Consider the following 11,662-nt stretch of genomic DNA (forward strand, 5'->3'; position numbering starts at 1 on the left):
TAGGCGGTTATGAACTGGACAGCTCGGTAAATCCGTTAATCGTCGGCGTTTACGAAGACAAAATCGGCGTCCTGATTAATGGCAGCTTGCATCTGACAGGTGGCGACGGCCTGCTCAAAAACTACAAAGTGGAAATTGACCCAGGTACCCTGACCGTTTTGGCAAGCTTTAACCCGGCAGACGATTACTGGTTCGGCACTGCTCCCTGGGATAAGGAACGCAACCTGCGTGAGCGCAAGGCTGAATTCCATTATGTAGCTGGCGGTATGAGCCTCTAAGCAAAATTGAATATTGACGGTTAAAGCACTTTTACGGATTGTACAATCCTGATAGAAGCGCAGCTAAAGCAAAACCCCGGCATTTGCCGCATCGTCAACGATGCGTCTGTGCCGGGGCTTTTGTCAGGACGCTTTGCTGCAGCATTACCTGAAGTAAAGTAAAGTAAAGTAAAGTAAAGCTTAATGTAATCATTCTTTTTTACAAGTTAACTAGAAAAACACAGCTTTTTTCAAAAAAATGTGCTACAATATATTTACGAAAAACGAAAGGAGTGTTTCGTATGGCTGAAGTATCTCAAGAAACTATGATGTTCAAACGTGAGCCGGAAAAGCTGAACGTTGCCGAAACTATAAAAGAAGTATATGCTGCCCTGGAAAAGAAGGGCTATAACCCTGTGGACCAACTGGCAGGCTACCTGCTGAGCGGTGACCCCACTTATATCACCAGCTTTGAGGACGCACGTACCAAGCTGCGCCGTCACGAGCGCTATGAGCTGATTGAAGAGCTGGTAAAAAATTATCTGCAGCAGATTAACAAGTAAAAGGAGAACGTAACTTAATGCGTAAAATGTCCCTTGATGTAGGAACACGAACTATCGGTATCGCTGTGAGCGATTTGCTGGGCATGATTGCCAACGGCGTGGAAACCATTCACCGTACTACGGAGGAACGCGACTATGCCCGCATTGCCGAGCTGATTGCCGAGCATGAGGTAGATACATTGGTTGTAGGCTATCCCAAAAACATGAACGGCACTATCGGCGAACGCGCGCAGGCCTGTGAAGCAATGGCCGAAAAGCTCCGCACCATGTTCCCTAAGGTGCAGGTTGTGCTGTGGGATGAACGCCTGAGCACCGTAGCTGCCGAAAAGGTGCTGGTTGATGCGGATTTACGCCGCAAAAAGCGTAAAAAGGTTATTGATATGATGGCGGCAGTAGTTATTCTGCAAAATTATCTGGACAGCAAGAGCTTTAAAATTTGACAGATTAGCGTCCCTATTATACAATATGTTTAGATTAAAATTGAGCTTTTTATTTATTGAGCTATGACGAAAGAGGTGCCTTTATGGAAAAAGACATTAGAGATGAAGAATTAGCGGCTATGCAAGCTGAAGGCGAAGAAGAAGTTATCTGCGTTGTTCTGACTGACGAGCAAGGCAACGAGCACGAGTTCTATCAGGATATGGTTATCACTGTTGATGACAAACAATTCGCAGTACTGGTTCCGATGGAAGACTGCTGCTGCGAGGATGACGACTGCGATTGCCACGAGCATGACGAAGAAGAAGATACCTGCGTTATCGCACGCATGGACTTTGACGAAAACGGCGAAGCTGTTTACACCGCTCCGACTGACGAAGAATACGAAGCAGTTGCTGCTAAGTATGACGAAATGTTTGAGGACGAGGAGTAATTCACAGTCAATAATTTTACCGGACTTCGGTCCGGTATTTTTATGCGATGTGACGATGTTTTCTGATGGATATAGAAAAGCTGAAAACGCTGGTACGCGACAATCCGGTGCAGGCTGCAGCAGGTGCTTTGGCGGTGCTGCTGGTTGCCGGCGTGGTAGCATTTACGATTTATCTTAACGGACAGGGCAATAATAAGGGCTTTGCCGTAGAAGGCTCACGTCTTATTGTTGTCAAGGACGGCATGACTACGGCGGATATCGCCGAGCTGCTGCATGAAAAGAAGCTGGTAAAAAATCCCGCTGCCTTTAAAATGGAGGCGCGCTGGAAGGGACTAGCAACTAAGCTGCAGGCAGGTGCCTACCAGATTGACGGTGGCATGAGCAATCAGCAGATTGTTGATGTTATGGTTAAGGGACGCATCAAACAGGTGCGCTTTACCGTACCGGAAGGCTACAGCGTGGTGAAAACTGCGAAGAAGCTGGAGGCCGAAGGGCTTGGCAGTGCTGACAAGTTCATGGCGGCGGCGAAGGATTATGCGCCTTATCCGTATATGCAGACCGATGACAGCAATGTGCTGTTTAAGGCAGAGGGCTTTATCTACCCGGCAACCTATGATTTCCCGGTGGGAATCAGCGAGCAGGAAATGCTCAAAATGATGGTTGCACAGTTTGATAAGGAAATGCAGAGCAGCGGCATTGCCAAAACTGTGGCAGAACGTAATCTGCCACTGCGTGATGTAGTAAATATGGCTGCAATGGTGGAGCTGGAGGCAGTATTTGCCGAAGAGCAGCCGAAAATCGCCGGCGTTTTCCTCAAGCGTGTGGCTATCGGCATGCCGATTCAGTCAGATACGACGATTCAGTATCTTTTGGGAACGCAGAAGGAAGTAGTTACCTTTGCCGACACCAAAATACAGAGTCCGTATAATACTTACCAAAATCCCGGTTTGCCTCCGGGACCGATTGGCAGTCCGGGACTGACCGCGATTAAGGCGGTGCTGCAACCGGAACAGACAGATTATCTGTACTTTGTTGCGGAAAAGGACGGACACCATCGCTTTACCAAAACCTATGCTGAGCATCTGAAGGCGATTGAGGAAATAGGTTAACAACAGTTTATTACATATTTCTGCGCTGTCAGTGTGGCGGAGCAGAGAAGTGTTTTAAGGAGAATTAATGAGCAGAAACTTAGTTAAACCCGAATTACTGGCTCCTGCCGGTAATATGGAAAAAGGAAAAATGGCCCTGCTGTATGGTGCTGATGCTATTTATCTGGGCGGTAAGCTATTCGGTCTGCGTGCCTTTGCCAACAATTTCTCTTTAGAGGAAATTGCAGAGATGGCAGAGTATGCACACAGCCTCGGCAAAAAGGTTTATGTAACGGTAAATATTTTTGCGCATAACGAGGATATCAATAGATTGCCTGATTATCTGCGCGGACTGCAGCAGGCCAAGGTTGACGCACTGCTGATCAGTGATTTGGGCGTATGGAGCACTGCCCGCCAGGTTGTACCTGATATGCCGCTGCACGTGAGCACGCAGGCTAATACCACCAACTACGCCGCTGTACAGGCATGGGAGCAGCTGGGCGCAGAACGCGTGGTGCTGGCACGCGAGCTGTCCTTGGCGGAAATCAGCGAAATCAGTGAAAAAACCTCGGTAGAGCTGGAAACCTTCGTGCATGGCGCAATGTGCATTTCCTACAGCGGACGCTGCCTTTTGAGCGCCTATCTGACAGGACGCGACGGCAACCGCGGTGCCTGCACTCAGGCCTGCCGTTGGGAATATAATATGTATAAGCTGGGTGAGCAAAAGCGCCCGGGCGAATACTTTGACCTCGAAGAGGACGAGCGCGGTACTTATGTGATGAACTCCAAGGACCTGTGCCTGATTGAATATCTGCCGGAGCTGATGCGTGCCGGTGTGTGCAGCCTGAAGATTGAAGGCCGCATGAAGAGCGTGCATTATGTAGCAACGGTAGTCAGCGTTTACCGCAAGGCTATCGACCAATGCTGGGCTGATATGGAGCATTACAGCGTGCCGGAAGCGTGGATTACCGAGCTGAACAAGGTTTCCCACCGCCAGTACACTACAGGCTTTGCTGTGGCCAAGCCTGACAGAAATGCGCAGGTTTACACCAGCTCGAAGTACGAGCAGACACATGATTTTGTCGGTATCGTTACAGGCTACGATGCTGAGAAAAAGCGCGCTTATTTTGAGCAGCGCAATAATGTAAAGGCAGGCGAGCCGCTGGAGCTTTTGATGCCTGACGGCAGCACAATGCCCTTTGTTTTGACAGAAATGCTGGATGAAGCAGGTACGCCGATTGACTGCGCACCGCATGCCCAGCAGAAATTTTCCGCAGCCAGCGAAAAGCCGCTGCTGCAATTCAGCTTATTACGCAGAAAGGTTGTAAAAGAATGAGTGACAATGACCCCGGACCCCACAGTATGATCTACGCGCAGGTTGAGCCTGAGCGTATTGCAGATGTTAACTGGATTATGGAAGGCTATGAGCATCTGGCCATGGTGAGCACCGTAGACGGCACCAGCGGACTGATTAAGTTTTATGCTACGCCGGATACGTATTTTGATACACTGGATATTATTGAAAATATGCCGTTTAAGGTAGATGTAATCGATAATATGGAAAACGGAGTGTATCACAGACTTTGGCAGATTTAAACTGCAGGGAAAGGATTGCCGCAGGCAGCTTTCGTTTTTTCTACAATCGCATATAGTAAATAGTACAAGGCTGGGAGCGTTGCTCTCAGCCTTTTTTGCATGCTTCGCAACTAATTTACGCCTGTTAAATTTTTTACCTAAATTTAACAGGAAAAAATTCGGCTTTGCGTATATAATAATGCATAAGAGTATTGATTGGTGGTGTTTTGCATGATTTTCTGCGTGGAGGATGAACAAAATATTTGCGAGCTGGAGGTTTACACTCTGCAGTCCGTAGGCATGGAGGCACAGGGCTGCGGCAGCGGCCGAGAGCTTTTCGTCTTGCTGGAAAAGCAGGTGCCTGAGCTGATTGTTTTAGATATTATGCTGCCGGATGAGGATGGCGTGAGCATATTAAGACGTTTGCGCGCTGATAAGCGCTATGCGAATATCCCTGTGATTATGGCTACGGCCAAGGGCTCGGAGTTTGATAAGGTTAAAGGACTGGACAGCGGTGCCGACGATTATATCGCCAAGCCCTTCGGTATGCTGGAGATGGTGGCGCGCATCAAGGCTGTGCTGCGCCGCTGCGCAGCACCATGCCCCGGTGAGGATGAGAAAGAAATCATCCGCATCGGTCGGCTGGAGGTCAACCAAATGGAGCATAAGGTGAGCGTAGGCGGCAGTGAGGTTGTACTGACGCTGAAGGAATACGAGCTGCTGCGTAAGTTTTTGCAGCATCCGGGCATTGTTTTTTCACGTGATAAGCTGCTTAACGATATCTGGGGCTATGAATTCAGCGGTGAAACCCGCACCGTTGATGTACATATCCGTACTCTGCGCCAAAAGCTGGGCGATGCAGGCGAGCTGATTGAAACTATCCGTGGCGTTGGCTACAGAATGGCGGCCGTAAAATGAAGCAGAGGCTTTTTCGCAGCATACTGCTGCTGACAGGGGCAGCGGTAGGCCTTGTTTTGCTGCTCTTCTTCTGGGTTTCCTGCCAATATATTACGCAGGACAGCTTCGCCAGCCTCAAGCGTGAGGCTAATCTGCTGATTGTGGCCGACGGCGAGGGTAATGTGCCGGTGAGCGAGCTGCAGCGCTTGCAGCTTGCCGACCGCGTAACGCTGATTGCACCGGATGGGCACGCCGTGTATGATAATTATGCTGACGCCGAGTCAATGGAGAACCATCTGCAGCGCGAGGAGGTGCAGGAGGCACTGAAAGGCGGTGAGGGGCGCAGCCGGCGTGCCTCCGAAACTATCGGCAAAAATATTTTGTATTATGCAGTGCGTCTGCCGGACGGCAATGTGCTGCGCCTGTCGCGCACGAATGACGCTGTTTTTCAACAGTATAAAATCATTCTTGGTTATTTTGTGCTGCTGGCACTGGCTGTTTTGTGCGGTGCCTTTTGGGCAGCCAAAACAATTACCGCCAGAATACTGCAGCCCTTGGAAAAGCTCAATCTGGAGCAGCCTGATTCGGAAGCTGTAGTTTATCCTGAGCTGAAGCCGATTGTGGAGTATTTTGAGCTGCAGCAGGAAAAGCTGCAGAAGGAAATGCGCCGCTATAAAAATAAAAAACAGGAGCTGAAGGCCGTAACCAATAATATGGATGAAGGCCTGCTGTTCCTCAATCCGGTTTGGGAAATCGAATCGATTAATAAAAGTGCCGTAAAATTCTTCGGCAAGGAAAAGCAGGAGCTTTTGGGAACGAGCTTTTTTATGCTTGATGACAGTGACGAAATCCGTCAGCTTTTGGCAAAAATTGAGCAGGAGGGCAAGGGGCGTCTGGTAATCAACCGCGGCAGCAGCTATTATCAGCTCAACGGCAGTAGAATTACCGATAAGGGCTTTGTGCTGCTGATTATGGATGTGACGGCGCGTACTGCTTCGGAGAAAATCCGCCGTGAGTTTTCAGCTAACGTGTCGCATGAGCTGAAGACACCGCTGCAGTCGGTGCTGGGCTATTCGGAGATTATGCTCAGCGGCCTGGTGAAGCAGGAGGATACCAAGCGCTTTCTGCAGAAAATCAACGACGAGGCGCACAATCTGCTGCGTCTGATTGATGACATCATGCAGCTGTCGAAGCTCGATGAGCTGACGCATGATATGATGGAGGAATTTACACTGCAGGATGTGGCGCAGAGTGCGCTGGCACGCCTGAAGGATAAGGCAGGCAGATTGCAGGTCAGCCTGCAGCTTGTTGACAGCACCGGCGGCGACAGCAAGCTGCTGGGAATTTCTTCGCTGATGGAGGAAATTTTCTTTAACCTGTTGGATAACGGTCTGAAGTATAATCATCCCGGCGGTGAGGTTACGCTGCGCTTGAGCGAAGGAGAAAATAAGTATACGGTGAGCGTTGCCGATACCGGTATGGGCATTCCCGGCAGCGAGCTGCCGCATATTTTCGAACGCTTTTACCGTGTCGACCGCAGCCGTCATAAGGCGATTGAGGGTACAGGCTTAGGCCTTTCCATCGTCAAGCACGGCGTAGGCTTCCATGGCGGCAGCATACGTGTGGTGAGCACTGTGGGGCAGGGGACGGAGTTCATCATGAAGTTCCCCAAGCCGAAGTATGAGGCGGAAAAATAAGCGCTTTATTTATGTATACAACACAGAGCGCCCAAGATGTGATACAATAGGAGCAGTACTATGAGTGCTGCTCTTAATTTATTTTGAAGGAGGACGCAGATATGCGAGTTGTTTTAACTATCGTAGGCAAGGATAAGGTAGGTATTACCGCTAAGGTGAGCAATGCTTTAGCAGAAATGAATATTAACATTATCAACATCAACCAAAACATTATGCAAGGCTTTTTCAATATGGTGCTGATTGCTGATATGGCAGAGGCTAATGTGCCTATTGCCGAAGCACGCGACAAAATGGCTGCGCTGGGTGTAGAAATCGGCGTAGAAATCCGTCTGCAGAGCGAAGAAATTTTCAGCGCAATGCATCGTATATAGGAGGCTGTCATGTTATTCAATACTGACGATATTTTAGAAACTACGCGCATGATTACCCAAAACAAGCTGGACGTGCGTACTATCACCATGGGCATCAGCCTGCGTGATTGCGGTCATCCGGATATCAAGGTAACAGCGCAGAAGATTTATGATAAGATTTGCCGTAAGGCAGAGCATCTGGTAAAAACTGGTGAGGATATCGAGGTTGAGCTGGGCGTGCCCATCATCAACAAGCGTATTTCCGTAACGCCGATTTCTATGGTGGGCGAAAGCTGCGACAGCAACGATTATGTACCGCTGGCACAGGCTTTGGATAACGCAGGCAAGCAGGTTGGCGTTAACTTCATCGGCGGCTTTTCCGCTCTCGTTGACAAGGGCTATACCAAGGGCGACCGCAATCTGATTGCGGCCATTCCGGAAGCATTGGCAGTTACCGATATTGTTTGCTCGTCCGTAAGCGTTGGATCTACCAAATGCGGTATCAACATGGATGCTGTAAAACAAATGGGCGAGGTTGTGAAGGCTGCTGCCGAGCGTACTGCTGACAGCGATGCAATCGGCTGCGCTAAGCTGGTTGTATTCTGCAACGCTGTGCCGGATAATCCGTTCATGGCAGGTGCCTTCCACGGCGTAACTGAACCGGAAAGCGTTATCAATGTTGGTGTCAGCGGTCCCGGCGTTGTTAAATATGCACTGGAGCAGGTACGAGATGGTGATATCGGTATGGTAGCCGAAACGATTAAAAAGACTGCCTTCAAGATTACCCGCGTTGGACAATTGGTGGCACAGGAGGCTGCACGCCGCCTGAATACCCAGTTCGGCATTATCGACTTGTCCTTGGCTCCGACTCCGGCAATCGGCGACAGTGTTGCGCATATTTTGGAGGAAATCGGTCTGGAAAGCTGCGGCGGCCCCGGCACTACCGCTACCCTGGCTATGCTGAACGACGCAGTTAAAAAGGGCGGCCTGATGGCTTCCAGCTATGTTGGTGGCCTGAGCGGTGCCTTCATTCCTGTAAGTGAGGATGCAGGCATGATTGCTGCGGTAGAACGCGGCGCTCTGTCCTTGGAAAAACTGGAGGCTATGACCTGCGTATGCTCCGTTGGCCTTGATATGATTGCTATTCCCGGTGATACCACGGCAGCAACTATCTCCGCAATTATTGCCGATGAGGCTGCTATCGGTATGATTAACAATAAAACTACTGCAGTACGTCTGATTCCTGTTCCGGGTAAGGACGTAGGCGACCGTGTTGAATTCGGCGGTCTGCTGGGTTATGCGCCGGTTCTGGGCGTGAAGAAGTTCAGCGCTGAAAAATTCATCAACCGCGGCGGACGTATTCCTGCACCGGTAAGGAGCCTGACGAACTGATGCGCAAGGCTCAAAGAGAAGCTATTCTGGCCAAGCTGGAGGAAACCTACAAGGGCAGCAAGACGGCGCTGAATTATAATTCACCGTTTGAGCTTTTGGTAGCTGTAATTCTTTCGGCCCAATGTACGGATGAACGCGTAAATGTGATTACGGCGCGTATGTTTCCGCGTCTGAACACGCCGGAAAAAATGGGTGCTCTGACGCAGGAGGAAATGGAAGCGGAAATCCGCGACTGCGGTCTGTACCACGCTAAGGCCAAAAACCTGCTGGGAATGTGCCATATGCTGACGGAGCGCTTTAACAGCGTGATTCCTGATGACATCAAAACACTGATGGAATTGCCGGGTGTGGGGCAGAAAACGGCAAACGTTATTGCCAGTATCATCTATAATATTCCGGCGCTGGCAGTAGATACGCATGTTTTCCGTGTGTCGCACCGTCTGGGGCTGGCGAAGGGCAAGGACCCGCTGGCTACGGAAAAGGAGCTGGAAAAAATTATTCCGTGTGAAAAGTGGAGTGACGCGCACCACTGGTTTATCTGGCACGGGCGCAAAATCTGCAAGGCACGCAAGCCGCTGTGCCGTGGCTGTGTGGTCATAGAGGAATGCCCGTTCAAAGAGAAAAACTTTGAGTAAGTCTGCCTGTTGCTAAACGCGTAAGCGTTTACATCAAGTGCTTGCGGTAGAAGTGCTGACATAAGTTATAAGTAAAAAGCGAAGCAAAAAAATTGGCCTGCAACCCGTGAGGGTGGCAGGCCTTTTTGCGGTGCGCAGATTTGCTTTCCTTGTGTCCGCAGAAGATGGACTTTTTCGAGCATTTTTGCGCTGTCTTTTTATGACGCACACGGTTAGCAATGGCTTTGCCTTGCTATGAGTGCAGTTCACGTTTTTGTCAAGAAATTGTCTACTGTGACAAAAATCTTTTACATTCTATTCTTTGTAATAATTATTAAAGTATAAAATATATAAAAGAGAAAATTCCAACAACTATGATTAATGCGTAAAAGTGACGAATGAAAAATTGTGTATGAATATTTTGTTATTTAGTGTCTTTATAAAGAATACGAAAGTTTGACGTACGGAGACGAAAAGAGTACAATTAAAGCAGGTAAAGGAGACGAACTGCTAAATTTTCAAGGCCTTGAATTTTAGTACCACCTTATCTGAGTTATATTTGGTTAACGAAATGCTTTGTAACGAGGATTAAGCTTGCGTCACTGTGGCGCGGCGTGGAAAAGGGGGATTGAAAATGAAAAAGACTAGAAAGCAAACTGCTTTGGCAAAGTGCGTACTGGCGACAATTATGGCAATGGGTATGATTGGTTACACTACTGTGTGGGCCGAAGATACTGTTACGCCGTCTCCGATTGATAAGTCTGTTTCCAAAGACGCTGCAGGACAGATTTATGATGCTTCCCATAATTATGACAAAGGTTACTTTTGGACGGATTTAGGACATGCGCAGGTACAGATTGGCTCCGGTGAGCAGATTGAATTGTTCACACCCTTTATTTATCATACCAATACCCGTGTATGGGATCCGACAAGTAATAGCTATAATCCTGTGCATACGGGCGATAATTCCGAAATGAAGTGCAAAGAGTCTATGAGCAGAATTACTGTAGGCGAATTTGACAGAATTATCAAATCCCTTTACACCAATGATATTACTATGGCTAAGACCATTTACGGTGAAACAGGTCAGGCAGGACTGAAGGATAAGGTTATTAAAGAGGTAAAGGCAAATGCAGGTGAGGGCGCAACAGTTAATACCTATAAATTGGTGCGCGAAAACGGTACGGAGGTTGAAGTCGGTATTGTTGATACTGATACCAAAGTTGTTGATAATAAATTGACCTTTGCAAATGGCACATTGACTTCCGAGATTACTGATAATACCGGTGGAACCTTTGCAAGCTCTGTAAACGGCATCGCTTCCCAGGAGTGGGTAACCAATCAGCTGAATGGCATTGGCGGTACTGATACGGTTACTACAGCAGAATCCGGTCATGCGATCATTACCGTTGTCGATGCTAACGAGGCTCTTCCTACTGATAATAAACATCACGTAATTGGCATCAACGAGGATGCTTTGAGAGGATTTATTCAGGATGCAACGGCAGCGCAGGATACCAACACAACTAATACCGGCATGGAAGGAAGCTTGGATGGCGATGGGAAGCTGACGTTAAAGGTTAATGATTCTGCAGGCAATAACGTTCAAGCAGTTGTAGAAGATGTAGCATCCCGCAGCTGGGTAACTAATCAGCTGGAAAATGTTGTTGATACCAACACAACTAACACCAGCATGGAAGGAAACCTGGATGAATATGGCAAGCTGACGGTAAGGGTTAATGATTCCGATGGTAAGAGCGTAGAGGCAAGCATTGAAGGGGTAGCATCTCGCAGCTGGGTAACTAATCAGTTGGAAAATGTTGCTGACACCAACACCATTACTACAGTAGCTGTTAATACCAATATCCTGACGATTGAAGATAAAGGTGTAGACGGCAATCATGCATATGAGCTTGGCATTAATAGCGAGCAGTTGGGCGATTTTGTTAAGCAGTATGATACCAACACTATTACTACCGTTGGAGCTGACGAGAATGGTTATGTAACTGTTACTGAAGCGCCTGATCCGAACCAGAGCGGCAACCATGCTTACACTGTATCTTTTAATGAGGAAAAGCTGATTCAGACCATTGAAGATCAGGACAGATACGTTAACGGCGGCAGCATTGGCGAAGACGGTAGCATTACTCTCAATGTTCACAACGGCAGAGACGTTACTCTGGAAGGCCAGATGAAGGATGCACGGCTGACTGATATTGAAAGAGATAAGGAAGCTGGAACTGCTACATTAGTAGTAAAGGATCGCTATAATCCTGAAGAAGTAAACAGACTGACGATTGATGATATCGCAAGCAAGGAACAAAATGGGTAGATTGCAAGTGCAAGTTGAACAAAATT

At 48.3% G+C, this 11,662-nt stretch carries 13 protein-coding genes; all 13 read left to right on the plus strand.

Annotation, left to right across the window (positions count from 1 at the left end; genetic code table 11):
• Positions 1-278, plus strand: a 278-nt coding sequence (locus tag BN587_RS05120) for a hypothetical protein (RefSeq protein ID WP_044484307.1), incomplete at its 5' end; no start/stop codon positions are given.
• A gap of 281 nt (positions 279-559) precedes the next feature.
• A complete protein-coding gene (locus BN587_RS05125) occupies positions 560-820 on the plus strand; it encodes an IreB family regulatory phosphoprotein (RefSeq protein WP_021720074.1) in 261 nt (86 codons plus the stop codon).
• A 17-nt stretch (positions 821-837) separates the two neighbouring features.
• Positions 838-1,260: a Holliday junction resolvase RuvX gene (gene ruvX, locus BN587_RS05130; RefSeq protein WP_009146302.1), complete on the plus strand. Its 423-nt coding sequence runs from the start codon at positions 838-840 to the stop codon at positions 1,258-1,260.
• Positions 1,261-1,343: 83 nt separating this feature from the next.
• Positions 1,344-1,691, plus strand: coding sequence for a DUF1292 domain-containing protein (locus BN587_RS05135; protein WP_009146303.1), 348 nt, complete (start codon positions 1,344-1,346; stop codon positions 1,689-1,691).
• A gap of 65 nt (positions 1,692-1,756) precedes the next feature.
• Positions 1,757-2,800 carry an endolytic transglycosylase MltG gene (mltG, locus tag BN587_RS05140; RefSeq protein WP_021720075.1) on the plus strand — a complete coding sequence of 348 codons (1,044 nt, stop codon included), beginning with the start codon at positions 1,757-1,759 and terminating at the stop codon, positions 2,798-2,800.
• Positions 2,801-2,867: 67 nt separating this feature from the next.
• Positions 2,868-4,115 carry a peptidase U32 family protein gene (locus tag BN587_RS05145; protein ID WP_021720076.1) on the plus strand — a complete coding sequence of 416 codons (1,248 nt, stop codon included), beginning with the start codon at positions 2,868-2,870 and terminating at the stop codon, positions 4,113-4,115.
• The gene (locus tag BN587_RS05150; protein WP_009146306.1) at positions 4,112-4,375 is read left to right on the plus strand and encodes a DUF4911 domain-containing protein; all 264 of its coding nucleotides are present in this window, start codon (positions 4,112-4,114) and stop codon (positions 4,373-4,375) included. The genes BN587_RS05145 and BN587_RS05150 overlap by 4 nt, the downstream gene beginning before the upstream one ends.
• A 210-nt stretch (positions 4,376-4,585) precedes the next feature.
• Positions 4,586-5,272: a winged helix-turn-helix domain-containing protein gene (locus tag BN587_RS05155; protein WP_021720077.1), complete on the plus strand. Its 687-nt coding sequence runs from the start codon at positions 4,586-4,588 to the stop codon at positions 5,270-5,272.
• On the plus strand, positions 5,269-6,948 hold the full coding sequence (locus BN587_RS05160) for a sensor histidine kinase (protein ID WP_021720078.1): 1,680 nt from the start codon (positions 5,269-5,271) through the stop codon (positions 6,946-6,948). The genes BN587_RS05155 and BN587_RS05160 overlap by 4 nt, the downstream gene beginning before the upstream one ends.
• A gap of 101 nt (positions 6,949-7,049) precedes the next feature.
• Complete coding sequence (locus BN587_RS05165) at positions 7,050-7,319, plus strand: ACT domain-containing protein (RefSeq protein WP_021720079.1); 270 nt, start codon at positions 7,050-7,052, stop codon at positions 7,317-7,319.
• A 9-nt stretch (positions 7,320-7,328) separates the two neighbouring features.
• The gene (locus tag BN587_RS05170) at positions 7,329-8,690 is read left to right on the plus strand and encodes a PFL family protein (RefSeq protein WP_021720080.1); all 1,362 of its coding nucleotides are present in this window, start codon (positions 7,329-7,331) and stop codon (positions 8,688-8,690) included.
• Positions 8,690-9,325 carry an endonuclease III gene (gene nth, locus BN587_RS05175; protein ID WP_021720081.1) on the plus strand — a complete coding sequence of 212 codons (636 nt, stop codon included), beginning with the start codon at positions 8,690-8,692 and terminating at the stop codon, positions 9,323-9,325. Before BN587_RS05170 ends, nth begins: the two co-directional genes overlap by 1 nt.
• 613 nt (positions 9,326-9,938) lie before the next feature.
• Complete coding sequence (locus BN587_RS05180; RefSeq protein ID WP_021720082.1) at positions 9,939-11,636, plus strand: hypothetical protein; 1,698 nt, start codon at positions 9,939-9,941, stop codon at positions 11,634-11,636.
• Positions 11,637-11,662 lie beyond the last annotated feature (26 nt).

Source organism: Phascolarctobacterium succinatutens CAG:287 (assembly GCF_000434895.1).
Taxonomy (GTDB): Bacteria; Bacillota; Negativicutes; order Acidaminococcales; family Acidaminococcaceae; genus Phascolarctobacterium_A; species Phascolarctobacterium_A succinatutens_A.